This window comes from Kitasatospora sp. NPDC048545, assembly GCF_040651155.1.
Taxonomy (GTDB): Bacteria; Actinomycetota; Actinomycetes; order Streptomycetales; family Streptomycetaceae; genus Kitasatospora.
Map to the genome: position 1 here is coordinate 46,016 of NZ_JBEZIQ010000031.1, position 25,516 is coordinate 71,531.

Annotated in this window: 12 protein-coding genes; 3 read left to right on the forward strand and 9 right to left on the reverse strand. The window is 75.4% G+C overall.

Annotated elements, in window-relative coordinates; genetic code table 11:
• Positions 1–4: 4 nt before the first annotated feature.
• From AB0D10_RS27000 to asnB, 9 genes are read right to left on the reverse strand one after another with little or no spacing between them, the layout of a single operon-like run.
• Positions 5–913, reverse strand: coding sequence for a kinase (locus AB0D10_RS27000; RefSeq protein WP_360261147.1), 909 nt, complete (start codon positions 911–913; stop codon positions 5–7).
• Positions 910–2,481, reverse strand: coding sequence for a lyase family protein (locus tag AB0D10_RS27005; protein ID WP_360261150.1), 1,572 nt, complete (start codon positions 2,479–2,481; stop codon positions 910–912). Before AB0D10_RS27005 ends, AB0D10_RS27000 begins: the two co-directional genes overlap by 4 nt.
• On the reverse strand, positions 2,472–4,088 hold the full coding sequence (locus tag AB0D10_RS27010) for a condensation domain-containing protein (RefSeq protein ID WP_360261153.1): 1,617 nt from the start codon (positions 4,086–4,088) through the stop codon (positions 2,472–2,474). The genes AB0D10_RS27005 and AB0D10_RS27010 overlap by 10 nt, the downstream gene beginning before the upstream one ends.
• On the reverse strand, positions 4,085–5,077 hold the full coding sequence (locus AB0D10_RS27015) for a TauD/TfdA family dioxygenase (RefSeq protein ID WP_360261156.1): 993 nt from the start codon (positions 5,075–5,077) through the stop codon (positions 4,085–4,087). The genes AB0D10_RS27010 and AB0D10_RS27015 overlap by 4 nt, the downstream gene beginning before the upstream one ends.
• On the reverse strand, positions 5,074–7,311 hold the full coding sequence (locus AB0D10_RS27020) for a non-ribosomal peptide synthetase (RefSeq protein ID WP_360261158.1): 2,238 nt from the start codon (positions 7,309–7,311) through the stop codon (positions 5,074–5,076). Before AB0D10_RS27020 ends, AB0D10_RS27015 begins: the two co-directional genes overlap by 4 nt.
• A complete protein-coding gene (locus AB0D10_RS27025; protein WP_360261160.1) occupies positions 7,308–9,974 on the reverse strand; it encodes an amino acid adenylation domain-containing protein in 2,667 nt (888 codons plus the stop codon). Before AB0D10_RS27025 ends, AB0D10_RS27020 begins: the two co-directional genes overlap by 4 nt.
• Positions 9,971–11,707 carry a non-ribosomal peptide synthetase gene (locus tag AB0D10_RS27030; RefSeq protein WP_360261163.1) on the reverse strand — a complete coding sequence of 579 codons (1,737 nt, stop codon included), beginning with the start codon at positions 11,705–11,707 and terminating at the stop codon, positions 9,971–9,973. The genes AB0D10_RS27025 and AB0D10_RS27030 overlap by 4 nt, the downstream gene beginning before the upstream one ends.
• Positions 11,704–12,498 carry an aspartate/glutamate racemase family protein gene (locus tag AB0D10_RS27035; protein WP_360261165.1) on the reverse strand — a complete coding sequence of 265 codons (795 nt, stop codon included), beginning with the start codon at positions 12,496–12,498 and terminating at the stop codon, positions 11,704–11,706. Before AB0D10_RS27035 ends, AB0D10_RS27030 begins: the two co-directional genes overlap by 4 nt.
• Positions 12,495–14,387 carry an asparagine synthase (glutamine-hydrolyzing) gene (gene asnB, locus AB0D10_RS27040; protein WP_360261168.1) on the reverse strand — a complete coding sequence of 631 codons (1,893 nt, stop codon included), beginning with the start codon at positions 14,385–14,387 and terminating at the stop codon, positions 12,495–12,497. Before asnB ends, AB0D10_RS27035 begins: the two co-directional genes overlap by 4 nt.
• Positions 14,388–14,643: 256 nt before the next feature.
• Here asnB and AB0D10_RS27045 point away from each other — a divergent pair, with 256 nt between their 5' ends.
• The 3 genes from AB0D10_RS27045 to AB0D10_RS27055 are packed head-to-tail and all read left to right on the forward strand — an operon-like array spanning position 14,644 to position 25,500.
• On the forward strand, positions 14,644–16,488 hold the full coding sequence (locus AB0D10_RS27045; RefSeq protein WP_360261171.1) for a carbamoyltransferase C-terminal domain-containing protein: 1,845 nt from the start codon (positions 14,644–14,646) through the stop codon (positions 16,486–16,488).
• Positions 16,478–19,156 carry a condensation domain-containing protein gene (locus AB0D10_RS27050; protein WP_360261174.1) on the forward strand — a complete coding sequence of 893 codons (2,679 nt, stop codon included), beginning with the start codon at positions 16,478–16,480 and terminating at the stop codon, positions 19,154–19,156. The genes AB0D10_RS27045 and AB0D10_RS27050 overlap by 11 nt, the downstream gene beginning before the upstream one ends.
• Before the next feature lie 5 nt (positions 19,157–19,161).
• Positions 19,162–25,500, forward strand: a complete 6,339-nt coding sequence (locus AB0D10_RS27055) for an amino acid adenylation domain-containing protein (protein WP_360261263.1) — start codon at positions 19,162–19,164, stop codon at positions 25,498–25,500.
• Positions 25,501–25,516 lie beyond the last annotated feature (16 nt).

Genomic DNA, 25,516 nt, shown 5'->3' on the forward strand with positions numbered 1-25,516 from the left:
GCCCCTACGGGGAGGGCTGGGTGAGGGTCCGGAACAGGAGGGTGTCGTCGCCCAGGGCCTCGCAGGCCGCGTGCGCCTCGGCGACCTTGCGGGTGCGGTCCGGATCCGCGTCGTCGAACAGCAGGCCCAGCATGGTGCCGCTGTGCGCGCACACCAGGCCGAGCGCCCCGGTCCGCTCCGCGATGGCCAGCATCGCGTCCAGGTGCCGCTTGGGGGCGAAACGCTGGTTGAGGACGGCGCTGCGGGTGGTCACCCGGCCCACGGCGGCCGGGTCCCCGGCGCGCACGGCCGCGGTCAGGGCGTCCAGCAGCGCGGTGAACTCGGCCGTCTCGGCCGGGGAGTAGAGCTTGGGACGCTTGTTGAAGGCGACGGTGTCCAGGTGGCCGCCCTCGTCCACGGCGACCACGGTGGCCGGCGCCAGGGCGCCGAGCGCCTCGCGCAGCCGCACCTCGCGGTGCTCGAAGACCACGACGCCCGGGTGCATCACCCCGTCGGTCGGCTCGATCGGGCGCAGCCAGTGCTCCACCGCCGCCGGGCCGGTGTCCATGCCCAGCGCGCCGCCGACCGCGCGCGCGGTGGCGACCAGGTCGGCGGAGGAGCTGGCCAGTCCCTTGCCGATCAGCAGGTCGCTGTCCAGGATCAGCGTCCCGCCGCCACCGGGCCGGTGGGCCGCCAGCATGGCCTCGGCCAGCCGCAGGGACTTCGTCTTGTGGGCGGGGAAGACCCGCAGCGGGCCGGCCGGGTCGAAGCGGAACCAGGCCCGGGAGCGGAGCGTGATCGGCAGCGTGACGAGGAAGTCGGTGCCGTCGGGCAGCCGGCCCTGGAGCAGTTCGCCGAAGGTGCCGGAGGCTTCGGCGCGGCCGCTGCGCAGGTCCGCGCCGGGGCGGCGGGTGATGAGGCTGGGCCCGGTCACGGGGTGACCGTCGCGGTCTCCCCGGCGGTGTCCCCGGCGGCGGTGTCGACGGTGGCGGTGTCCCCGGCGGCGGTGTCCCCGGCGGCGGTGTCGACGGTGGCCAGCAGGGCGTCCACGCGCGCCGCGGCGACGCTCGCCGCCTCGTCGCGCAGCCGCCACTGCCCGGCCAGCTCCCGGTACCCGTCCTCCTGCGCGGCGAGCATGACGCGGACGGCGTCGGGGTGCGTCGAGCCCGCGGAGTGCTTGATCCGGACGGCCCGGTCGGAGTCGAAGGAGCGGGACAGCAGCTCGGCGGGCTCGGGCACCCGGTGGCCGTGCTCCTCGGCGATCGCCGCGAGCAGCGGACCGTCGGGGGTGGCCGCGGTCAGGCCGCCGGCGATGGCGGCCCTGACGTACGCTCCGGCGATCACCTGCGCCGTCCGCCAGGGGACCCCGGCCTCCAGGGTGAGCAGGTTGGCGAGGGTGAAGGCGCCGAGGAAGTCCCCCTCGCAGGCCTCGCGCATCCGGTCGGTCCGGAAGGTCGCGGTGGCGAGGGTGGTGTGGGCCAGCCGCAGGGCCGAGCGCAGCGCGGCGAACTGGGCCCGGAGGTGCTGCCCGGCTTCCTTGGAAACCTCGACGCTGTTGGCGTACGGGGTGCCGTGCTGGGCGAAGGCGAGCTGGGTCGCGCAGCCGACGACGTGCGAGCAGCGGCCGCGGATCCGTTCCAGGACGGGGAAGTTGCGCTTCTGCGGCATCGCGGCGGAGATCCCGGCCAGCGCGTCGGGGAAGTCCACGAACCCGAACCCGGCGCCGCTCCAGGTCATCAGGTCGGTGGTGAACCGGCTGAGGGCCACCGCGAAGTTCGACAGCTCGGACGCGACCGCGAGGGCCCAGGACCGGGAGGCCACCGAGACCAGGGCGTGCGCCTGCGGCTCCCGGAAGCCCAGCAGTGCGGCCATCCGCTCGCGGTCCCAGGGCAGTTCCTGGCCGGCCATGCTGCCCGCGCCCAGCGGCGAGCGGTCGATCTCGTCGTAGGTGGCCAGCAGCCGCCGGGCCGCGCCGAGGGTCTCCTCGGAGAGCGCCGAGAGGTAGAACGCGGGCGTGATGGTCTGCGCGGCCTGCGCATGGGTGTAGCCCGGCATCGGGCTGTCCGGCAGTTCGGCGGCGCGCGCCGCGGCCGTGCGCCCGAGGGCGACCAGGTCCGCGGCGAGGGCACGGATGTTCTCCCGGCAGGACAGCAGCTGGCCGCAGGCCTGGAAGTCGTTGCGGCTGCGGTCGACGTGCCAGGCCGCGAAGGGGGCGGTGGCGCCGCGGGCCACGTGGCGTTCCATGGCGAAGAAGATGTCCGACATGTTGTCCCGCGGGTCCGCCCGGATCAGCTCGGGGGTCAGGCCGTCGAGCCGGCCGGCGAGCGCGGCCGCCCCCTGCGGGTCGACCAGGCCCATCCTGCGGTACTCCAGCAGCAGCACCTTCTCGATGGACACGTAGTGCGGCAGCAGGGCTTCGGCCTCGTAGCCGAACTGCGGGGCCAGCACCTCCTCGTTCCACACCTCGCTGGGCACGCCGTCGATCCGGCCGGTCACTGCCATGTCTCTCCCTCGGGGTCGGTCCGGTGCTCCCGGCGCGTTGCGGTGTGCCGCTCCAGCTCGGCGGCCAGCCGTGCGACGGTCGGGTTCGAGAAGAAGGCGTCGACGGTGGTCTCGACGCGGTGGTCGGACGACAGCCGGGCGAGCAGGCGCAGCGCCTGCAGCGAGTGGCCGCCGATGGCGAAGAAGTCGTCGTGCACGCCGACCCGGTCGATTCCGAGGACGTCGGCCCAGGCGCGGGCCACCACCTCCTCGGCGGCGGTGCGCGGCGGGACGTGGCCGGGGGGCGGGCCCGGCACGGCGCCCGACGCGGGCACCGGGCCGGCCGCACCGGCCCGGCGCGGCGGTCTCACCGGGAGCCGGGACAGCGGTGTCGACTGGTCGGCGAGGGCCGCCGTGAGCACCGCCGCGTAGTCGGCGAGCAGCCCTTCGGCGGTCTCCCGGCGGAACAGGGCGGTGTTGTACTCCAGCCGGGCCGTCGTGCCGGACACCTCCAGCAGCAGGTCGTCCTCGGCGGTGGTGGACGGCGGCCCGAAGCCCTCGGCCGCGGTGGTGTTGAAGGCCAGCTGGTAGAGCGGGGGCAGGCCGGGGCCGCGCTGCGGCGCGAGGTGCTCGACCACCGTCTGGAACGGCGTCTCCTGGTGGTCGCGGGCCGCCCGCCACACCGCCCGGACGCGTTCGACGAGCCCGGCGTACGAGGGGTCGCCCGAGGCGTCCACCCGGAGCACCACCATGTTGACGAAGGTGCCGACGAGGGGCAGCAGTTCGGGGCGGTCCCGGCCGGACAGCGGCACCCCGAGGACGACGTCGTCCCGGCCGGAGCGCCGGTGGAGCAGGGCCGCGTACCCGGCGAGCAGCAGCTCGAACGGCGTGACCCCGTGCCGGTCGGCGGCCCGCGCGAGCGCGGGCGCCGTGCCGGCCGGGAGTTCGGCCCGCAGCTCCGCGCCGGCGAAGGACCGCCGGGCCGGCCGCGGCAGGTCCAGCGGAAGGCCGTGCTCGGCCGGCAGGCCGGCGAGCTGCGCCCGCCAGTAGCCGGCCGACTCGGTGGTCCCGGCACCGCCGAGCCGCTCGCGCTGCTGCCGCGCGTGCTCGCCGTAGGAGAGGGCGAGCGGGGGGACGCGCGGCGGCCGGTCCTGTTCGAGCGCCGCACAGAACTCGGTGATCTCGGCGTGGAGGTTGAAGAGGGACGGGGCGTCGCAGACCGCGTGGTGGGCGACGAACAGCAACCGCCAGCGCCCGGCGCCGAGTTTGACCAGGCCCGCGCGCCACAGCGGTGCGCGGGCGAGGTCGAAGGGGGTGTGCTTCAGCCGGTCGGCGAGGACCCCGCGCTCCCGGCGCTGCTCCTCCTCGGTGCGCCCGGAGAGGTCGACGACCTCCGGTGCGGAGTCGACCCGGTCGTGGACGACGGCGGTCAGCGTGCCGTCCACGACCCGGAATCCGGTGCGCAGGGCCTCGTGCCGCTCCACCACGGCGGCCAGGGCCGCCCGGATCCGGGCCTCGGAGAGGTCCCCGTGCAGCGGCCACTGGTCCGCGACGTGGTACAGCGCCGTGTCGGCGGCGAACCGGCTGGCGAGCCAGGCGCGTTCCTGCGCGAAGGAGGCGGCGGTCATCCGGCCTCACCGCCGGGCAGGACGTGTCCGTCGGTCAGGACGTGTCCGTCGAGCCGGACCGGGTCGCCGAGGACGACGGCGACCTCCCGGGATCCCTCGTACGGCTCCCGGCTGTGGGCCATCCGGATGTTGTCGACGACCAGGACGTCGCCGTCCCGCCAGGACTCGCCGAAGGTGGCCGCCTCGTAGAACGCGTTGACGGTCTCCACGGTGTCGGCGTCGACCGGGGTGCTGTCGCCGTGGGCCGTGGTGAACGGCAGGCCGGTCGGCCCGTACTGGTCGAGCAGGTACTCGCGGATCACCGGGTCCATGGTCAGTTCGTTGAGGAAGGCGATCTGGTTGAACCAGCCGGGCGCGCCGGTGCGGGGGTGGGCGACGACGGCGGCGCGGCGCTGCACGGTGCGCAGCCGGCCGTCGTCGAACCACTCGTGCCGGATGCCCTCGGCCGCGCAGTAGGCGTCGACCCGGGCCCGGTCGTCGGTGCCGAAGGCGTCGGTCCACGGCACGCCGACGTCCTGGTAGCTCCGCAGCAGCAGCCAGCCGTCCCGGCGGAACGGCTCGACCAGGTCCGGGGGGAGGTCGCGCAGCACCTGCTGGGAGTCGGCGAGCATGGTCCGGCCGCCGCGCTCCGGGGCGGTCAGGCAGCCGAACAGCAGCAGGCCGGGGACCTCGGCGGCGTAACTCTGCTCGTGGTGCATGCACATCGGGGCGTCCGCGGGCCAGTGCGAGGCCGAGTAGACCGTCCCGCCGTGGTGCTCGCGGGGCGCGAACCCCTCCCGTTCGGCCATCGGCTCGATCCCGAGGGCGGCGGTGACGGCGGCGAGGTCCGCGGCCGAGGCGACGCCGAGTCCGCGCAGGAGGACGGCCCCGGACGCCTCGACCTCGGCGAGGACCTCCGCCCGGTGCGCGGCGGGCCACTCCGGGCCGGGGGCGGCGTCCAGCACGCGCAGGCGCGGGACGGTGCGGGCGGCGGGGGTGGCGGGGCTCATCGCCGCGCCTCCGCGGTCCGGCCGGCCGCCTTGCGGTCGAGGAGTCCGGCGACCTCGGCGACGGTCGGGGTGGCCTTCAGCTCGCCCACCGTCACGGCGCGGTCCAGGGCGATCGCCAGCCGGATCGCGGCCAGCGAGGTGCCGCCGAGCTCGACGAAGCGGGAGCCGCGGCCGATCCGGTCGAGCGGGACGTCGAGCAGTTCGGCCCACAGCCGGGCGACCCGGCGCTCGGTGTCGGTCTCCGGGAGTGCCACGCCGCCGCCGGCGGCCGGACGGCCCTGCTCCCGGGCCGCGGCGGTCAGCGCCTTCTTGTCGATCTTGCCGTTCGCGGACAGCGGCAGCCGGTCGAGGCGGAGCAGGCGGCCGGGCACCATGTAGTGCGGCAGGACGGCGGCCAGGGCCCGCTCCACGTCCCCGGGCTCGGGGGCGGCGCCGCCGCTGTAGTAGCCGACCAGCTGGGGGTCCTCGGCCGAACCGGCGATCACCACGGCGCCGTCCCGGACGCCGGGGACCTGCAGCAGCCGGTTCTCGATCTCGCCGATCTCGATCCGGAACCCGCTCACCTTCACCTGCGAGTCCCGGCGGCCGAGGTACTCGAACTCGCCGGAGGGCAGTCGGCGGCCGAAGTCCCCGGAGTGGTAGAGCCGTTCCCCCGGCCGGTACGGGTCCGCCCGGTACGCGGCGTCCGTCCGGGCGGCGTCGTTGACGTACCCCCGGCCGACGCACACCCCGGCGAAGACGATCTCCCCGGGCGCCCCGTCCGGGACCATGCGCAGCCGCTCGTCCACCACGTACACGCGGACGTTGCGGGTCGGCGGCCCGAGCGGGACGGACCGGCCGGCCGGCGGGCCGTGCATCACGCCGTGGTTGGTGTCGTCCGAGACCTCGGTCGTGCCGTAGCAGTTGACCAGGGGGATGCCGGGGAAGGCGGCGAACCAGCGGTGCACCAGTTCGGCCTTGAGGGCCTCGCCGGTCACCGCGAGGCAGCGCAGCGACGGCAGGCCGAGGCGCTCGCCCTGGAGGGTCTCCAGCACCAGGTCCAGGTAGGAGGGCACCAGTTGGGCCACCTGGACGCCGGCCACGGTGACGGTCTCGACGAACCGGCGGACGTCGGTGATGGTGTCCTGTCCGATGATCTCCGTCCGGCCGCCGACCAGCAGCGCGGCGACCAGCTGCCACAGCGAGATGTCGAAGCACTGCGGGGCGGTCTGGGCGATGACGTCGCCCTCGCGGACGCCCAGGTCCTCGATCTTGGAGTAGAGGTGGTTGAGGAAGCCGGCGTGCTCGCACATCGCGCCCTTGGGCTCGCCGGTGGAGCCCGAGGTGAAGTAGATGTACGCCAACTGTTCGGCACCGACGGGCAGGTGGAGGTCGTCCTCGGGGCCGGACCCGGCCGTCTCCGCCGAAGGAACCTCCGCCGGCACCTCCGCCGGCACCTCGGCAGACAGCTCGGCAGGCACAGACGCCGGCACCTCGGTCAGCACCGAGACGGTCACCCCGCGGCCCCGCACCGCCTCGTCGACCTGGTTCAGCCCCGGGTCCGCCAGCACCCGGCGGCAGCCGCTGCGCTCCAGCACCACGGCGATCCGCTCGGCCGGGAAGGCCGGGTCCAGCGGGAGGTAGCAGCCGCCCGCCTTGAAGATCGCGATCACCGCGGCCATCCACTCCAGCGAGCGCTCGGCGACCACGGCGACCACGTCCTCGTCGGCCAGCCCCTGCTGCCGCAGCGACCGGGCGATCCGGTTGGCGCGGCCGTTCAGCTCCGCGTACGTCCAGCTCCGCCCGGCCTGCACCGCGGCCACCGCGTCGGGGTGCCGGCGCACCCGCTCCTCGAACAGCTCGTGGAACCGGCGGTCCGGCAGCTCCCGGACCGGACCGGCGGAGAGCTCCAGCGTGGCCGCGAGCTCCTCCCCGTCGACCAGGCCGTGCTCGTCGTGCGCCTCGTCCGGGGCGCCGGCCATCCGCTCCAGGACCGCCCGGACGTAGCCCTCCGTGCGGTCGGGCCCGACGTGCCCCTGGGCGGCGGCCTCCTCCCGGACCCGCTCGGCCTCGGCCCGCCCCTGCGGGGTGGCCACCCGGGCGACCAGCTCGCGCCAGCTCCGCCCGTCGTCGCCGAGCGCGTCGGAGCCGGTGAGCACCGCCGCCACCTTGAACGAGGCGGCCAGCCGCACCGTCTCCGGGCCGACCCCGGTCTCGGCGGCCAGGGCCGCGATCGCCGCTTCGGCGTTCTTCATCGTTCGTCACCTTCCGGTTCGCTCCGTCGTGCCGGCAGGGGCCAGGGCAGCCGCGCACGATCACGTTTGTTGGTGGCGGTGCGCGGCAGGTCGGCCAGCACCGCGATCAGGTCGGGCACCGCGGGGGCGGGCAGCCGCGCCGCGACGAGCCGACGCAGCGCCTCCCCGGAGACCCCGGGGTCGGCCACCACGTAGCCCACCAGGCAGGGGTCGCCGGACGCGGTGGTGCGGACCGCCGCGGCGGCCTCCCGCACCCCGGACTGCTGCTCCAGCACCGCCTCGACCTCGTCCAGTTCGATCCGGTTCCCGCGGATCTTCACCTGGTTGCCGGTCCGGCCGGTGAACGCCAGCGTGCCGTCGGCCCGCAGGTGGCCGCGGTCGCCGGTGCGGTACAGCGTCCGGCCGGGCCGCCACGGGTCGGGCAGGTACGCCGAGGCGGTCTCGGCGGGCCGGCGGTGGTAGGAACCGGCCAGGAACGCGCTGCGCAGGTGGATCTCGCCGGGCACCCCGACCGGGCAGGGCCGGCCGAGGCCGTCGAGGACGAGCGCCTCCCGGCCCGGGATCGGCACGCCGATCGGCACACCGGCCGGGAACTCCCCGCCGGGGGGCAGTTCGTGGTGGGTGGCGAGGATGCACTCGGTGGGCCCGTACAGGTTGTGCAGCCGCGGACGCACCGCCCGGTGCGCCCAGGCCTCGGCGAGGTCCACCGGGAACACCTCGCCGGCGACCAGGACGTGCCGCAGGTCGGGCAGTTCGCCGCCCTGCGCGTCCAGCGCCTCGGTGAGCAGCCGGAAGAACGACGGCACGGTCTGGATCTGCCCGATCCGCTCCCGCCGCAGCCAGCGCACCACCGAGACCGGGTCGCGCCGGGCCGCTTCGGGCGGCAGGCAGAGCGCGGCGCCGGCGGTGAGCGCCGCGAGGATCTCGGTGTACGCGGCGTCGTAGGTGAGCGGCGCCCACTGGGCGACCCGGCTGTCCGGCCCTATCCCGAACCGCTCCCGCTGCCACTCGGCGAACTGCGCGAACGCGGCCCGCGACAGCGCGATGCCCTTGGGCGTCCCGGTGCTCCCCGAGGTGTGCACGATGCACAGCGGGCGGTCGGCGGCCGGCGGGGCCGGGAAGCAGACGTGCTCGCCCTGCGGCTCGTCCCCCGGGCCGTCCCCCGGTGCGTCCCCCGGGGCGGGCACCGGCGCCGCCACCGGCAGGCCGGCGAACCTGCCGTCCGGTCCGAGCAGCGCCGGGTGCGCCGCGACGGCGGCCTCGTCGGCGAGCACGCAGACCGCCCCGGTGCCGGCCAGGATGTCGCGGAGGCGGGCGTCCGGGTCGGCGGGGTTGAGACAGGTGAAGGTCGCACCGGTGCGCATCGCCCCGAGGACGGCCGCGATCCGGCCGGCCCCGCCGGTCAACAGGAGCGCCACCACCCGCCCGGGGCCGACGCCGTGACGGTCCAGGACGTGGGCCGTCCGGCAGCTCCACCGGTCCAGCCCGCCGTAGTCGAGCGTGCCCTCCTCGGAGCGCACCGCGACCGCCCCCGGGGCCTCCCGTACCCGCGCCGCGAACTCCTCGTCCAGGAAGGCCAGGTAGTCGCGGTACGGCCGGGTGGTGGCGGGGCCGGGTGCCGGGTGGGGCGCGGGGCGGCCGGAGAGGTCGAGTTCGGCCAGCGGCCGGTCGGGGTCGTCGAGCCCGAACCGGACCGCCAGGGCGAGGTGGTCGGCGAAGCCCTCGGCCGTCACCCGGCCCGGCAGCGCGCCGGTGAGGGCGACGGTGAACTCCGCCGGCCCGGTCACGGCCAGGGTCAGCCGGCCCTCGGGGTCGGGCGGGGAGTCGACGCTCACCTGTTCCGCGACGCCCGGCAGTTCCAGGGCCGCGGCCGGCAGGTCGTGCCCGGCGAAGACGGCGCGGATCGGGAAGGCCGGTGTGTCCGGGCCGGCGTCCGGCGCCGTGCGCACCGCGGCGGCCAGCCGGGCGGAGGTCGGGGCGCCGGCGAGGTCCACGCGGATCGTCCGGTGTACCGGGCCGTCCGGCACGGTCAGCACGGCCTCGTCCGTCCCGGCGTAGCGGCCGAGCACTGCGGCGAAGGCGGCGAGCACCCGCTCGGCCACGGCGGCGGTCTTCGCAGTCTCCGCGGTCTCCCCGCTCTCCGCGGTCTCCCCGGTCTCCCCCGGCAGCGTGCGGAACGCCCGCTCGCCCGGGAGCCAGGCGCCCGGCACCGGTCCGGTCCCGGGCGCCGGTCCCGTCGCGGGCCGCGCCGCCACCGCGTCCGGGACCCGCGCACGGTAGGCGGCACCGAGGTCCCGGGTCAGCCCGGCGACCGACCACGTGTCGACCTGCTCCCGGTCCACCGCGAGCAGGAGTTCGTGCGCCCCGGCGCCCAGCCCGGCGAGGCAGGCCCGTAGCCGGGGGCGGCCGGCCGCGCCGACCGGCCGGGCCGCCTCGTCGGCCGCCAGCTCGGCGAGGACGCTCCGCTGCTGTTCCCCGGCGGACCGGGAGAGGTCGATGACCCTCAGCCGGACCCGGCCGGGCCGCGCTCCCGCCGCTGCGAGTTCCGGACGCGCCGTCACCAGGTCGTCGACGGCCGCCGACAGCGCGGTGACGTCCAGCTCCCCGGTCAGGCGGGCGCGGAGCACCGTGTTGGCGGGCAGGGCCGGCGCGGGGGCGCTCACGATCCGCTCCGCGCCGTGCGGTCCGTCACGGCCGAGGCGAGCCCGGTGACGGTGGGGTCCTGGAGGAACGCGCGCAGCGGCAGGTCGACCCGGTACTCGTGGCGGACCCGGTCCATGAGCCGCGCGATCGCCAGGGAGTCGCCGCCGAGCAGGGTGAAGTCGTCGTCGCGGTTGATGCCGGCCAGGCCGAGGATCTCGCTCCAGATCGCGGCGATCCGGGTCTCGGCCGGCCCCTGCGGCGCCCGGGTGGCGTCGGCGGCGCGCTGCAGCCGGACCCGGGGCAGGGAGCGGCGCTCCACCTTGCCGTTGAGCGTCCGGGGGATCGCCGCCATGCGGACGAACACCGAGGGCACCAGGCCGGGTGCGAGCAGCTGCGCGGCGTGCGCGCGCAGCTCGGCGTCGGGGACGTCGGGGGCCACCACGTAGGCGACCAGGGCGGTCGACACGTCCTCCGTGACCGCCGCCGCGCAGACGTCCTCCACCCCGGGGTGGCCGCGCAGGGCGTTCTCGACCTCGCCGAGGTCGATGCGCACGCCGTGCACCTTGACCTGCTGGTCGCGGCGGCCGAACAGCTCCAGTGTCCCGTCGGGCCGGAACCTGCCGAGGTCGCCGGTGCGGTAGGTGGTGGCGGTGCCGCGCCACTCGTCCTCACCGAGGTAGCCGAGCAGCGGGAACGGGACCTCCAGCTCCACCTCGCCGAGCGCGTCCTGCGGGTCGCCGGGCCCGGTCAGCACCCGGGCCGCCACGCCCGGCAACGGCCGGCCGACCGGCACCAGCCGGGCGTGGGCGTCCTCCTCCGTCGTCCGGTGGAAGAGCTTCGTCATGGTGGTCTCGGACGGCCCGTACAGGTTGACCAGTTCCTTGTCGCCGCCGAACAGGCCGCGCCACCAGGCGACGTCGGAGGGGTGCAGCTGCTCGCCGGCGAGCAGCACGGCGCGCAGGGCGGGGAAGGAGTCGGGGGTCAGGGCGGCGGAGCGCAGGGTGCGGAAGAGGGTCGGCACGCAGTGCAGGACCTCGACCTCGTTCTCGGTGAGCCAGCGCGCCAGGCCCTCGCCGACCGGCGTCCCGTCGTCCGGGCGCACGCAGACGGTGCCGCCCGCGCACAGCGGGGCGAAGGCGTCGCGCAGGAACGCGTCGAAGCCCGGGGAGGTCAGCTGGGACACCGTGGTGCCCTCGCCGATGCCGAACTCGGCGATCTCCCAGTCGACGAAGTGGTGGACGGCCTCCAGGCTGCCGCGGATGCCCTTCGGGCGCCCGGTCGTGCCCGAGGTGAAGTAGACGTAGCCGCGGTCCTCCGGGGCGGCCCCCGGCCGGTCCTCGGCGGACCACGCGCGGGGCTCCAGCGTCTCGGGGTGGACGATCCCGGCGCCGTCGGGCAGGCGCCGCCCGGCGAGCGCCTCGCGGCCGACGGCGTCGGCGACGACCGTGCCCGGGCGGAGGGCGGCGAGCACGCCGTCCAGTACGGCGGCGGGCAGCCGGGGGTCGACCGGTGCGAAGGTGCGGCCGGCGGCCGCGCAGCCGAGGACGGCCGCGATCACCTCGACCGGGTCGGCGGTGGCGATCAGGACCGGGTCGGTGGGCCGGCCGGCGCCCTCGAACGCGGCCCGGTAGCCGGCCGCCCGGCCCGCGAGCTCGCCGTAACTCACCTTCCGGGGACCGGACTTGATGGCGCAGCGGGCGCCGTTGCGGGCCAGGCTGTCCGCCCACCGCCCCAGGACCGTCGGCGTTGTCATAGTGTTCCGTCCTTGATCTGCTGGGCGATGACGGTCATCGGGTCGATGCTGGGCAGGTGCCGGGTCAGGCCGCGGGACTCGATCGCGCGGGTCACCAGGTGCAGTTCGGTGCAGCCGGCGACGAACGCGGCGGCCCGGTACTTGGGCAGCAGTCCGCGGACGAAGTCGATCGTCGGGAGCCGGTCGGCGTTGCGCTTGAGCCGGTAGATGTGGTGGTGCAGCTGCTCCTGGTCGGCCTCGTCGGGCAGGACCAGGCGGTGCGCGAACTCGGGCCAGCGCTCGTGGTCGGTGAAGACGCCGGCGAGGACGCTGCCCCGCGTGCACAGCACCAGGTGCCGGCCCGGGTGTTCGTCGAGCCGGTCGAAGACCAGGTCCACCAGGGAGACGCAGCGCGAGCGCAGCCGCTCCGGCAGCAGCCGGATCGCGGGGTGCGCGGTGATGCAGGCCACCACGACGACGTCGGCGCCGGCGGTGAGCAGGCGGTCGACCGAGTCCTCCAGCGCTTCGCGCACGAGGTCGACCGTGCCGGACTGGATGGCCGTGGTCCGGTCGGCCACGGCCGGGTCGGACCACAGCAGGATCCGCGCGGCGAGCTGTTCGTGCTCGGGCGGTTCGAGTCCGTACACGGTGTTGAGCAGTTCGGTGGAGGCCAGCGGGCCCATGCCGCCGATCACGCCGATCAGCGGCCTGCGGGCGCCGGGCGCGCCGGTGCGTGCGGGGGCGTCGGCCGCCGACGGCCGCAGGGCGGTCGCCGGGGGCGTGGTGACGCGTTCTCGGGTCGTCCCAGTCATCCCAGGCACGGCAGGTCGAACTCCTCCAGGAAGATCGCGAAGGTTGCGATGACGAGCAGGTAGTCCGTGTCCAGGTGCGGGTGCACGGTGCGGGCCCCCGTCGTCTGCCGGCGGATCAGCTCGGCGACGACGGCCGGGTCGAAGTAGCCCTGCCGGCGGACGGTCGCGGGCGACAGCAGGTCGTTGAACCACTCGTCGCCGGCCAGCAGCAGCTCGGTGCTGGTCTGGCTGCGGAAGCCGAACTTGCGGCGGTTCAGCACCTCGTGGGGGACGAGCCCCTCGGCGGCGCGGCGCAGCACGGCCTTCTCGCGGCCGCCGGCCGTCATCAGGGACGGCGGGATGGCGGTCGCGTGCCGGACGACGTCCCTGGCCAGGAACGGGAAGCGCATCTCGACGGAGCTGGCCATGGCCATCCGGTCGCCGTGGTCGCCGAGCAGGTGGTCGGCGAGCCGCAGGTGGAAGTCGAGGTAGGAACGCTGGTGCAGCGGGTGGCGCCCGATCAGCCGGTCCGGGTCGACCAGGCGCTGGGTGGTCACCGAGAAGCGGTCGAACTCCTCGGCCAGCGGGCCGCTGTAGAGCTGGCGGCGCAGGTCGTGGGCGGGGAGCTGGTCGGTCTCGTACCGCAGGTCGAGGCCCCACATCCGGTGCGCGGCCTCGCGTTCGAGCTGCTCCTCCAGGAGGTCGCCCGGGCCGCGGTCCGGGCCGCCGGTGTCGAAGAGGTAGCCGGGGTAGCCGCCGAACAGCTCGTCGGCGCCCTCGCCGCTGAGCACCGCCACCGTGCCGGTGGCGCGGACCTTGCGGGCCAGCAGCATCGAGCAGACGTTGTAGGACTCCTTCACCGGGGTCTCGGCGTGCCGGACCATGCTGCCGAGCAGGCCGGCGGTGTCGGCGGCGTCCACCGGCACCTCGTGGTGGCGGGTGCCGATCTTGCCGGCGACCAGTCGCTGGTAGCGCGCCTCGTCGATGCTGCTGCCGGGGAAGGTGACCGCGTAGCTGGGCCACGGGTGGTCGGGGCGTTCGGCGGCCATGAGTCCGCCGATCAGGCTGGAGTCCAGGCCGCCGCTGAGGTACATCCCGACCGGGACGTCGGCGACCGAGCGGGAGCGGACGGCCGCTTCGAGCAGGTCCCTGGTCCGGTCGGCGTGCCCGTCGAGGACGCGCGGGTCGGCGAGCGCGGCCGCGTCCCGTCGGCGTGCCTCGTCGTCCCAGAGCGGGTAGTCGAGGTCCCAGTAGCGCTCGGTGCGGTGCCCCGAGCGGTCCGCGACGAGCCGCTCGCCGGGGCGCAGCGACCGGATGCCCTCGAACATCGTCCGGGGGCTGACCAGTCCGGGCAGCGAGAGCACCTGGTCGAGTCCGCGCAGGTCGACCCGGCGTTCCACCAGCGGGTGCCGGAGAATGCTCTTGATCTCCGAGGCGAAGACGATCCGGCCGGCCACCGCGGTGTAGAACAGCGGAAGAACTCCGCAATGGTCGCGGGCGAGCAGCAGGCGGTCCTCGCGCCGGTCGTAGAGGGCGAAGGCGAACTGTCCGTCGAGGTGGTCGGTGAGTTCGGTCCCGTATTCCTCGTAGAGGTGGACAAGGACTTCCGTGTCCGATCCGGAACGGAATCTGTGGCCTTTTCTCCGGAGTTCTTCGCGCAGGCTCCGGTGGTTGAATATCTCGCCGTTGCACACCGAGACGACGGAGGAATCCGGCGTGCTGTGGGGCTGTCCGCCGCCGGCCAGGTCGACCAGCGACAGGCGGCGGAATCCGGCGGTGAACGCGCCGGTCCGACAGGTGGTGTGCGCGTCTGGTCCCCGGTGCACCAGCACGTCGGTCATGGCCGTCAGGACGTCGGGGTCCAGGCCGGCCGGGTCGTCGGGTCCGTAAACCCCGGCTATTCCGCACATCGAGCTCTGGCTCCTATCACCCGGTCGCTCACGCGAATCCTGACGGAATCCGCTGCTCCTTCGACATGTCCGCCGGACACATTAGGAGCGGCACCGCGCACGGGTCAACGCTTTCCCGCTCGTCCTTTCGACCGGAATCCCGGCCGTACCGAAGTACAGGTCTGTTCCCGACCTACGGGCGGCGACGTGCGGGGATCCCGCCGCCTAGCGTGAGGGCCGAACGATTTCGCGTGGCATCGACGGGAGGTTGGAGACTATGCGCGTCCTCGGCTACAGCGGGCTGAACGGCGGACTGGAATTCAAGCGGGAGGCTTTCCCCGGGCTCGATCCCCGGTTGCACAGGTTCGCCCAGGGCTACGACTCCGCGGCGGCCCTGGTGATCGACGGCGAGGTGGTGGCCGCCGCCGCGGAGGAGCGGTTCACCGGGGAGAAGACCACCGGGTCGTTCCCGGTCAACGCCGTCGAGTTCTGCCTGGCGCAGGCCGGCCTGGGCCCCGACGACATCGACGTGCTGGCGCACGGCTTCGCCTACGGGGATCCGGCCGGAAGCTTCGGGAGCCCCTACTCCTCGGCCAGGTTCCGCGAGGTGTACTCGACGGAGTCGCAGCTCGCGCTGGCCGAGAAGTTCCTGCCCGGCCGGCCCTGGGCCGACCGCTTCCGGCCCGTCCCGCACCACCTGGCGCACGCTGCCAGCACCTTCTACCCCAGCGGGTTCGAGGACTCGCTGATCGTGGTGAGCGACGGGATGGGCGAGTCGGAGAGCCTCACCGTCGCGGTCGGCCGGGGCGAGTCCATCGAGGTGCTCCACACCATCCCGGCCATGCACTCGGTCGGGATCCTCTACAGCCTGGTCACCCACCACCTCGGCTTCGTCCCCTTCATGGACGAGTACAAGGTGATGGGCCTGGCGCCGTACGGCGACCCGCAGCGCTACTACGACCGCTTCGCCGCCATGGTGCGGCTGCGGGAGGACGGCACCTACACCGTCCCCGTGCTGGCCCGGGACCGCACGGCCTTCGAGCACGAGACCCACGAGGGCGTGCTGCGCGAGCTGGCCGCCGTGCTCGGCCCCGCCCGGCTCCCGGGGCAGCCCTCGACGCAGGACCACGCCGACATCGCGGCCGCCCTGCAGGCGATCACCGAGCAGGCGATGCTGCACGTCCTGCGCGCGGCCCGCGAGCGCACCGGCCTGAACCGGCTCTGCCTGGCCGGCGGCGTCGCGCTGAACTGCACGCTGAACGGCCTGGTGTCGCGCAGCCGCCTGTTCGACGACATCTTCGTCCAGCCGGCCTCCAGCGACGACGGCACCGCGATCGGCGCGGCGCTCGCGGCGGACGCCGCCGCGTCCTCCCGGGCAAGCCGGATGTCCATGCCGTACTGGGGCCCCGGGTTCTCCGACGAGGAGCTGGCGGCGGCGGTCGGCGAGCCGCAGGGCTGCACCGTCCACGAGTACGCCACCGACGCCGAACTCGCCGAGGGCGTCTCGGAGCTGCTGGCCGACGGCAACATCACCGCGTGGGTCCAGGGCCGGATGGAGTTCGGACCCCGCGCGCTCGGCAACCGCAGCATCATCGCCGACCCGCGGACCGAGGCCATGCGCGACCGCCTGAACGAGGTCGTCAAGGAGCGCGAGAGCTTCCGGCCGTTCGCACCGGTGGTCCGCGTCCAGGACGCCGGCGACTACTTCGAGATCGAGCCCGGCACCGAATCCCGGTACGCCCACATGCTGTTCGTGACGCAGACCCGCGCCGAGCAGCGCGACAACCTCGGCGCGGTGACCCACGTCGACGGCAGCGCCCGGGTCCAGGTGCTCCACCCGGAGAGCAACCCGCGGTTCTTCGAGCTGATCAGCGCCTTCGGGCGGCGCACCGGCACCCCGGTGGTGCTGAACACCTCCTTCAACCTGCGCGGCCAGCCGATCATCGCGACCCCGCAGGAGGCCCTGCGCACCTTCCTGCGCTCGAAGCTGGACGCGCTCGTCCTCGGCCGCACCGTCATCGTCAAGGACGCCAGGGCGGCGAAGGACGCCGCGACCGCGAAGGACGCCGACGGCGGCAAGGTCGGCAAGGACGGCAAGGAGTCGATCGCCGATGTCGGCTAGCCTCTTCCAGCCCCGGCAGCCGGCCGCGCACGCGACCCTGCCGCCCGACCGGCCGCGGCCGCCGGTGACGCAGTTCCGGCGCGCCACGGTGGGCCTCGACGGCGCCGCCTTCGCCGAGGGCGTCAACGAGGTCTCGGCGCGGTACGGGATCGAGCCGCAGACGGCGGCGGTCGCCGCGGTCGCCGCCGCCCTGGCCGCCCGTCACCGGCGCGGCCGCACCGCGCTCGCCGTCGGCACGGTCTTCGGGCCGGCCCGGCTCCTCGACGTCGAGGTCGCGTTGGGCGGCCGGACCGTCGCGACGGTGGCCCTCGGCCGGCTGGACGCCGAACTCGACGCCGGATCCGACGCAGGATCCGGCGCCGGTCAGGGAACCTCCGGGCAGGGAACCGCAGGCCGCTCCGGCGTCGCGGTGCTGTTCGGGCGCCCGGCCGAGGAGTGGCGGGGCATCGGACCCCGGCTCGCCGACCGGGACCTCGTGCTCAGCCTCGACCCGGAGCGCAAGGAGGCCGGCTGCGAGTACGACCGCGACCTCTACGACCCCGCCACCGTCACGGCCTTCTGCGAGTCCGTCCGGCAGGTGCTGGTGGCGCTGCGGGACTCGCCGGACCTGCCCGTGCTCGACATCGAGGAGGACGCGGCCCCGGACCCGGACGCGGCGCAGGCCGCCCCGGCGACGCCCGACGCCCCCGGACTGACCGCCACCGAGGGCGTCCTGCAGGGCATCTGGGCCGAGGTGCTGGACGTCTCCCCCGCCGAGATCGACGCCGGCTCCGACTTCTTCGCCCTGGGCGGGCACTCCCTGCTGGCCGCCCGGGTCGCCATGCGGACGGGCACCGTCCTCGGCGTCGAGATCACCGTGGAGGACCTCTTCCACCACCCCACGCTGGCCGAACTCGCCGACCGGATCGACCGGGCCGCGCCCACGACGGTGCGCCCCATCCCGGCCGCACCCACCGACGGCGCCCACCCGCTCAGCTCCGCGCAGACCGGGATCTGGCTCGCCGAACAGCTCAACCCGGGAGCGGCCCAGTACAACTTCCCGCTGTACTGGCGGCTGCGCGGCACCGTGGACCCGCAGGCGCTGCGGCGCGCCCTGGACGGACTGGTACGGCGTCACGACGCCCTGCGGCTGCGGATCACCGAGTCGGAGGCCGGCCCGGTGCAGACCGTCGCCCCGGTCGAGGCGGCCCCCTTCGAGGTCGTCGAGCTGCCCGGACTCGACGAGGCGGCCCTCGCCGAACTGGTCGAGCGCACCGTCGACGCGCCCTTCGACCTGGCCGAGAACGCGCTGCGGGTGGTGCTCGTGCGCCTGGCGGCCGACGACTGGGCGCTGGTCCTCGTGGTCCACCACATCGTCTGCGACCAGTGGTCGCTGGCCCACCTCGTCGACGAACTCGGCACCCTGTACGCCGCCGGGGCCACCGCGGCGGAGGACCCGGCGCAGGACGGCGCGCGCACCGGCTACCTGGACTACGCGGCCTGGCACCGGGACGTGCTGGCCGAACGGCTGCCCGCGCTGGGGGAGCACTGGCGGGAGAGCGTCGTCGGCGCCCCCGAGGTGGACCTGACGGTGCTGCGCCGCTCCGACGCCGGCCTCGGCCTGCACAGCGGCTGCCACCGCTTCGAGATCCCCGCCGCACTGCTCGGCGAGGTCGAGGAGCTCGGCCGGCGCAGCGGCACGACCCCGTTCATGGTGCTCTACGCCGCGTTCCTCGGGCTGCTCCACCGCTACTCGGGCCAGCACGACCTCACCGTCGGCACCTCCGTCGCCGGCCGCGGCCACCCGCAACTCGAAGCGTCGGTCGGCTCGTTCGTCAACCTGGTACAGCTGCGCACGGCGCTGTCCGACGGGCTCGCGTTCCGCGAGGTCCTGGACCGCGCGAAGCGCACCGTCATCGACGCCTACACCCACCAGGACTACCCGCTGGAGACCGCGCTGCGCGAGCGGCGCCTCCACGGCGCCCCGGGCTCGCCGCTGACCTCGGTCATCTTCGAGCTGCTGAACGTCGACCCGGTGCGGCTCGCGCTCCCGGGCGCCACGGCCGAGGAGGTGCCCGTCCGGGTCGGCTCGGCCAAGTTCGGGCTGATGGTGACGCTGGAGTCCACCACCGCGGGGACCATCGGCAACGTCGAGTACCGGGCGGACCACTACGACGCCGCGCGCGTCGCCCGGTTCGTCGAGCACTACCTGTCGCTCCTCGCGGCCGTGGTGCGGGACCCGGAGCTGCTGGCCGACCGGTGGCTGCCCGCCGGGGAGCCGGCGGCACCGGACCGCGCCGACGCGCAGCCCGCGGCCGCCCCCGCGCAGCAGCCGGACGCCGCCGACGCGGCCCCGGCCTCCAGCCGGCGCGCCGCCCTCGAAACCGTCCTGGCCGACCTCTGGGCCGACGAACTCGGCGTGGACGCCGTCGGCGCCGACCAGGACTTCTTCGCGCTCGGCGGCTACTCGCTGACCGCGACGCGGATCGTGGCGCGGCTGCGGCGCGAGCTGTCCGTCACGGTGCCGCTGCGCGTCCTGCTCGTCGACGGGACGGTCACCGCACTGGCGGCCTACATCGAAGCGCACGAGCCCGACCTCCCGGGCCTGCACAGGACCGTCAGGGTCATCCGGCTGGCGCGGGCGGACGAGCACCGGCAGCGGCAGACCGCCGATCAGGAAAGTAGTTGAGCACCATGACCCACTCGCTACCCGTGTCGCCGACGCAGCAGGGCATCTGGCTGGCCGAGCAGGTCAACCCGGGGCAGCCGGTCTACAACGTGCCGGCCGCGCTGCACCTGCGGGGCGAGCTGTCCGCGGACGGGCTGCGCGACGCCGTCGCGGCGCTCGTCCGCCGCCACCGCGCGCTGCGGACGAGGTTCTCCTCCGCCGCGGGCCTCCCCCGCCGCACCGTCCTCGACCACGCCGACGTCCCGGTCCGCGACCTGCGGCTGCCCGACGAGGCGGCGGCCCGGCAGGCCATGGCCGAGGAGATCGCCCGGCCCTTCGACCTCGCCGTCGACGCCCTGCTGCGGGTGTCCGTCCTCCGGTACGCCGAGGACCGGTGCTTCCTGCTGCTGGTCTCCCACCACCTGGTGAGCGACGGCTGGTCGGTGGACGTCCTGCTGGAGGACCTCGCCGCCCACTACCGGGCCGGCCCGGAGCGCGCGCCCGGGCCCGACGAGGCGCCGCGGGAGCCCGCGCTCCCGCCGGTGGACGCCGCGACGGCCGCGGAGAACCTCGCCTTCTGGGAGCGGACGCTGCGCGACGCCCCCGCGGCGACGGAGCTGTTCGGCTCCGGACACCGGGCGACGACCCGCACCAACCGGGGCACGACCTCCCGGTTCGTCCTGCCCGACGCCCTCTCCGCCGCCGTCCGCGCGTTCGGCCGCACCCACCGGGTGAGCCCCGCCATGACGCTCCTCGCCGGGTTCGCCGCGCTGCTCACCCGCTACAGCGGGCAGCAGGACCTCGTCATCGGCACCTCACTGGCGGGCCGCGACGACCCGGAGACGGACCGGCTGGTGGACTGCCTGGTCAAGGTCGTCCCGCTGCGGATCACCACCGGCCCGGACACCGGCTTCACCGGGCTGCTCCGCACCGCCCGGGACGCGTTCATCGACGCCCTGGAGCACCAGGACGTCGCCCTGGAGGACCTCGCCCGCCGGCTCGGCACCGACCGGGACGGCTCGCCGCTGTTCCGGATCCTGTTCGGCTACGCCCGCGGGCACGCCGCACCGCCGATGGCCGGCCTGGAGACCGCCCACGTCCCGGTGAACACCGCGACCGCCAAGTTCGACCTCACCTGGAACGTCAACGACGACGGCGAGCGGATCGAGATCGAGGTCGAGCACCGGACCGAGCTGATCGACGCGGAGCTGGTCGAGCGCCTGGCCGGGCACTGGTGCCGGCTGCTCGGCTCCCTCCTGACCGCGCCGGACGCGCCCGTGGCGCGGGCCGGACTGCTGTCCGCCGAGGAGCGGGCGCAGCTCGTCGGGACGGCCGAGGCCCCCCGGGTGCGCCCGTCGGCGCCGGAGCGGTTCGCCGCGCGGGTGGCGGCGGCCGGTGACCGCGTCGCGGTCAGCGACGGCACCGGCGCCCGGCTGACCTACCGGCAGCTCGACGAGCGCGCGGCCCGACTCGCCGCGCTGCTCGCCGGGGCCGGGGTCACCCGGGGCGACCGGGTCGGGCTCTGCCTCGGCCGCTCCGTCGACCTGGTCGCCGCCGTCCTCGCCGTCTGGCGGCTCGGCGCCGCCTACGTCCCCGTCGACCCCGACAACCCCACCGGCCGGATCGCGTACGTCCTCGGCGACGCACGGGTCCCGCTCGTCCTCGCCGACGCCGACACGGCCGACCGGGTCCCGGCGGGCCCCTGGCGCACCCTCGTCACCAGCCGGGCCACGGACGCCGCGCACACCGGGCCGGTCCGCTCGGAGGCCGGCGACCCCGCCTACGTCATCTACACCTCCGGCTCCACCGGCACCCCGAAGGGCGTCGAGGTCACCCACGGCAACCTCGCCGCGCTGCTGGACGCCGGCGCGCAGACCGTCGGCCTGCACGAGACCGACGTCTGGTCGCTGTTCCACTCCTTCGCCTTCGACTTCTCGGTCTGGGAGATCTGGGGCGCCCTCGCCCACGGCGGGCGCGTGGTGGTCGTCCCGCGCGACGTGACGCGCGACCCCGCCGCCTTCCGCGACCTGCTGGTGCGCGAGCGCGTCACCGTCCTGAACCAGACGCCGTCCGCGTTCCGCCAGCTCGTCGCCGAGGAGGAGCGCCACCCGCTGGACGAACTGAGCCTGCGCCTGGTCGTGTTCGGCGGCGAGGCGCTCGACCTGGCCTCGGTCCGCACCTGGTGGCGCCGCCACACCCCCGACCGCCCCGTCCTCGTCAACATGTACGGCATCACCGAGACCACCGTCCACGTCACCTGGCAGGTCCTGGACGAGGAGCGGATCGAGACCGGCAGCAGCCCGATCGGCCGGGCCCTCCCGGGCTACCGCACGCTCGTCCTGGACGACCACGGGCAGCCGGTACCGGTCGGGGTGCGCGGCGAACTGTACGTCGGCGGCGACGCCGTGGCCCGGGGCTACCTCGGACGCCCGGACCTCACCACCGAGCGCTTCGTCCCCGACCCGTTCACCGACGTGCCCGGCGCCCGCCTGTACCGCAGCGGCGACCTCGCCCGCTGGACCGCCGCCGGTGAGCTGGAGTACTGCGGCCGCAACGACGACCAGGTCAAGATCCGCGGCTTCCGGATCGAACTCGGCGAAGTGGCGGCCGCGATCGGCCGCCACCCGTCCGTCCGGGGCGTCGCCGCGCTCGTCCACGGGTCCGCCCCCGGCGACCGCCGGCTCGTCGCCTACGCGGCCTGCCCCGACGGCACGGACGCCCGCGACCTGCGCGACTTCGCCGCCGGCCACCTGCCCGCCCACATGGTCCCCGCCGCGGTCGTCGTCCTCGACGCCCTGCCCCTGACCCGCAACGGCAAGGTCGACCACGCCGCCCTGCCCGCACCGGAGTTCTCCGGCGACGCCGCCGCCTTCGTGGCGCCCGGCACCCCCGCCGAGGAGGTCCTCGCCGAGATCTGGGCCGAGATCCTCCAGGTCGAGAAGGTCGGCGCGAACGACGGCTTCTTCGACCTCGGCGGCGACTCCATCCGCGCCGTGCAGGTCGCCGCGCTCGCCCGCGGGCGCGGCCTGGGCATCGCCGTCGCCCAGATCTACCGGCACCGCACCCTCGCCGACCTCGCGGCCGCCGCCGACACGGCCACCGACCGCGCGCGCACCGAGCCCTTCGCGCTGCTCTCCGCAGCCGACCGGGCCCGGATCGCCGACGGCCCCGGAGCCGGCCTCGACGACGCCTACCCCATGACGGCGCTCCAGGTCGGGATGATCTACCACATGGCGTCCGACCCCCGGGTGCTGCCCTACGTCAACGCGGCGAGCTACCGCCTGCCGTACCGCTTCGACGAGGAGGCGTTCCGCCGCGCCATCCGGGCCGTGGTCGCCCGGCACCCCGTCCTGCGGACCGGATTCGACCTGGCGAACTACGACGAGCCGCTGCAACTCGTCCACCGCGAGGCCGAGGTGCCCCTCGTGGTCGAGGACCTGCGGGCGCTGGCACCGGCGGAGCAGGACCGGGCCGTCGACGAGCTGATGGAGCGGGAGCGCCGCCCGTTCGACGTGGAACAGCCGCCGATGCTGCGCCTCGCCGTCCAGGTGCTCAGTGACGACAGCTTCCAGTGGACGCTGGTCGAGCACCACTCCATCCTCGACGGCTGGAGCCTGTGGTCGACGATCACCGAGATCCTGCTGCACTACACCCGGCTCCTGGACGGCCGGGGCCTGGCGCAACTCCCGCCCCCGGCCTCGGTCTACCGCGACTTCGTCGCCCTGGAGCAGCGCGCGTCGGCCTCGCCCGAGGCCCGGCGGTTCTGGTCCGAGACGCTCGCCGGACACACCCTGCCGCAGCTCCCGGCACCCGCCGGGCAGACACCCCGGCCCGCCGGACAGGCCCTGCGCGGCGACGGCGCCAGCGGCGTGGTCGACGGCTACGGCTGGCGCGACGCGCACCTGCCGGCCGGCCTGGGCCCGCGGGTCGGGGCGCTCGCCAAGCGCCTCGGAGTCCCCGAGAAGACCGTCCTGCTCGCGGCGCACCTCCAGGTGATCGCGGCACAGACCGGTCTCGACGACGTCTGCTGCGGGGTCACGCTCAACGGCCGGCTGGAGGAGACCGGCGGGACGGAGGCCCGCGGGCTGTTCCTCAACACCGTCCCGTTCCGGCTCGCGGTGGGCGGCGGACGCCGCTCCGACCTGGTCCGCCGCGTCTTCGAGGCGGAGGCCCGGATCCTGCCGCACCGCCGGATGCCGCTCGCCCGGATCCGGCAACTCGCCGGCGGACGCGACCTGTTCACGACGAACTTCACCTTCAACAACTTCCACGTCATGCGCGACACCATGGGCGGCGGCGAGCACGCGGACCTGCTCAGCGGCCTGGGCGAGCTGACCGCCAGCCGCCGGGTGGAGCCGGCCGACGTCCCGCTCACCGTCACGTTCTTCCGCAACCCGCTGACGGACGGCCTGCAGCTCTGCATCGACTACGACGCCCACCGGCTGACCCCGGCCCGGATCGAGGAGATCGCCGAGCAGCACGTCCGGGCCGTCGAGTCCCTGGTCACCGACCCGGACGGCGAACTCGCCGATCCGAAGGGCGAGTTCGTCGAGGCGGCTCGCACGCCCGCCGGGCCGGGAAGCACGCCTGCCGGGCCGGTGCCGGCCGGCCCGCGCACCGGGGCCGTCGCCCCGCAGGGCGTCCTGGAGCGGTTCGCGGCACAGGTCGCGGCGAACGGTGACGCCGTCGCCGTCGCCGACGCGACCGGCGGACGGCTGACCTACCGCGCACTCGACGAGCGCGCCGCCCGGCTCGCCGCCCTGCTCGCCGGGGCCGGAGTGGGCCGCGGCGACCGCGCCGGGCTCTGCCTCGGCCGCTCCGTCGACCTGGTCGCCGCCGTCCTCGCCGTGTGGCGCCTGGGCGCCGCCTACGTCCCCGTCGACCCCGACTACCCGGCGAGCCGGATCGAGTTCGTCCTCAAGGACGCGGACGTCCCGCTCGTCCTCACCGACCCCGGCAGCACCGACCGCGTCCCGGCGGGCCCCTGGCGCACCCTCGACACCACCCGGGCGACGGAGGCCGTCCGCACCGGGGCCGTCCGCCCGGAGGCCGCCGAACTCGCCTACGTCATCTACACCTCGGGCTCCACCGGCACGCCCAAGGGGGTCGAGGTCGAGTGGCGGTCGCTGGACAACCTGGTGGCCGTCGCGGACGAGGTCATGGCCCTGCGCCCCGACGACCGGCTGCTCCAGTTCGCGTCGCTGAGCTTCGACGTGTCGGTCGCGGACCTGGTGTCCGCCCTGACCACCGGCGCCACCTTCGTCGTCTCCCCCGGCGGGGCCGACCGCGTCGGCGAAGGACTGGTCGCGGCGATCCGCGCGCACCGGCCGACCGTCGTCTCGATGCCGCCGAGCGTCCTGGCCGGCCTGGAACCCGCCGACCTGCCCGCGCTGCGCCGGGTCGTCGTCGCGGGCGAGGCGCTCCCGGCGCCGCTCGCCGCGCGCTGGGCCGCGGTGGCCGAACTGGTCAACGCCTACGGCCCGACCGAGGCCACCGTCTACGCGACGGCCCACCGCTGCGCCACGGACGGCGACGTCCTGATCGGCCGGGCCGTGCCCGGCGCCGTCGCCCACGTCCTGGACGGGACGGGACGGCCGGTGCCGCCCGGGGCACGCGGGGAGCTCTGCATCGGCGGCGCCGGTGTGGCCCGCGGCTACCTGGGGCGGCCGGGACTGACCGCCGAGCGCTTCGTCCCCGACCCGTCCGGCGACGTGCCCGGGGCACGCCTGTACCGGACCGGCGACGTGGCCCGGTGGACGGCCGGCGGCGAACTCGAGTACCTGGGCCGCACCGACGACCAGGTGAAGATCCGCGGCCTGCGGATCGAACTCGGCGAGGTCGAGTCGCACCTGCGGGCACACCCCGGGGTCGCGGCCGGCGCCGCCACCGCGCTCGGCGAGGGCGCGGAGCGCCGGCTGGTCGGCTACGTCGTCCCGGCCGGGTCCGGCGCGCTCTCGGCCGCGTCCGGCGCGCTCTCGGCCGACGAGGTGCGTGCCTGGCTGGGCCGCCGGCTGCCGGCGTACATGGTGCCCTCGGCGGTGGTGGTGCTGGACGCGCTGCCGCTCTCGCCGAGCGGCAAGGTGGACCGCGCCGCGCTGCCCGCGCCCGTGCGCTCCGCCCCCGACCCGGCCGGGCGCGTGGCGCCGCACACCCCGCTGGAGGAGGGCCTGGCCCGCCTGTGGGCGGAGGTCCTGTCGGTGGAGCACGTCGGCGCGGAGGACGACTTCTTCGACCTCGGCGGCGACTCCATCCGGGCCGTGCAGATCGCCTTCCGGATCAAGCGCGAGTTCGGCGTCCAGCTCAGGCCGGTCGACGTCCAGCTCAACCCCACGGTCGCGGAACTCGCGCGCCACCTGTCCGCCTGACGGCCGCCGGGCCCCG